The organism is Paenibacillus sp. P4_E11 (genome assembly GCF_056401635.1).
In genome coordinates this window covers 1-1,186 of record NZ_JBFUIX010000519.1, presented here as the reverse complement: position 1 = coordinate 1,186, position 1,186 = coordinate 1, and the positions used below count along the sequence as shown (strand labels likewise).

The following is a 1,186-nucleotide window of genomic DNA, read 5'->3' as shown; positions in this document are numbered from 1 at the left end:
ATCAAACTCAACGACTCCGAATCGCTCTGGATCATTCACATAATATCCGAAGATCGTCGCCCCACCCTGTCTACTAACAGCACGCCGCAGGATATCCGTGAGCCCGTGTCCATGGAAGATGTTATCCCCGAGAATAAGGGCTACAGAATCACTCCCTATAAAGTCCTTGGCAATCAAGAAAGCTTGTGCAATTCCGTCTGGAGAGGGCTGAACTGCATACGATAAAGAGAGTCCAATACTAGCTCCGTCACCAAGCAATTGCCTAAATTTCGGAGTATCTTCATTCGTAGAAATAATCAAGATTTCGCGAATTTCCGCCAACATTAGGATGGAAAGTGGGTAATAGATCATCGGCTTGTCATAGATCGGAAGTAATTGTTTGGAAACCGACTTCGTAAGGGGATATAATCTTGTACCACTGCCTCCGGCTAATATGATGCCTTTCATATTCTCCTCCTCCCCATTCATTGTATTATCATTTCAAGTACGTTTGGTTGAACTGAATAACGTTTCATATTCATTAATAATGTGACTCCACGAGTACTCCTGACCTATCCGTTGCTTAGCTAGTTCCCCAAGCCTACTTATTTCGTTCTCTTGAAGAGCATCAACCCTATCAATCAGTTTGGCCAACGATCCGAGATCCTTTGTAAAGTACAAGGCTGAATCATCCCCCACTTCTCGATTAAAGACAACATCCAGTAACAAGTTCACGTTAGTAGAAGCAAGGGCTTCTAATAAGGATGGATTGGTCCCACCAACCTCATGTCCGTGCAAGTAGCCATACGCTTCTTCTCTAATTTTTTTTAGCAACTCTTGATCGTATACCGTGCCTACAAACTTTATTCGCTTATCTTCATTCAGGCGAGTAGTTGATAGCAACTTCATATAAAAGTCATTCTGTTCAACGTTGGAGATAATAACTAAATCTTTGGCTGAATTCGATGCCATAAACTCCTTTATAAGCAGCTCATAGTTATTTTCTGGGACAAATCTCCCAACAATTAAGTAATACTCCTTGGTATGAATATCATGTCTGTGAAACCAATCGATTACTTGTGGTGACTGGTCGCCTAGTGATGAAGGGGCCACATCAGCACCGTAGGCAATGAAACAAGTGTTTGGCTTATAAGCTTTATATTCGGATTGAATGTATGATTCAATCCCCCGAGAATCACATATGAGT

The 1,186-nt window shown here is 41.9% G+C and carries 2 protein-coding genes; both read right to left on the bottom strand.

Annotation, left to right across the window (positions count from 1 at the left end; all coding sequences use genetic code 11):
• The coding region (locus AC1DWB_RS35665; protein ID WP_477545793.1) for a sugar nucleotidyltransferase at window positions 1–447 on the bottom strand (447 nt) is incomplete at its 3' end.
• Window positions 448–480: 33 nt separating this feature from the next.
• Window positions 481–1,186 (bottom strand): glycosyltransferase family protein (locus tag AC1DWB_RS35660; protein WP_477545792.1); only part of this gene is annotated, 706 nt, incomplete at its 5' end.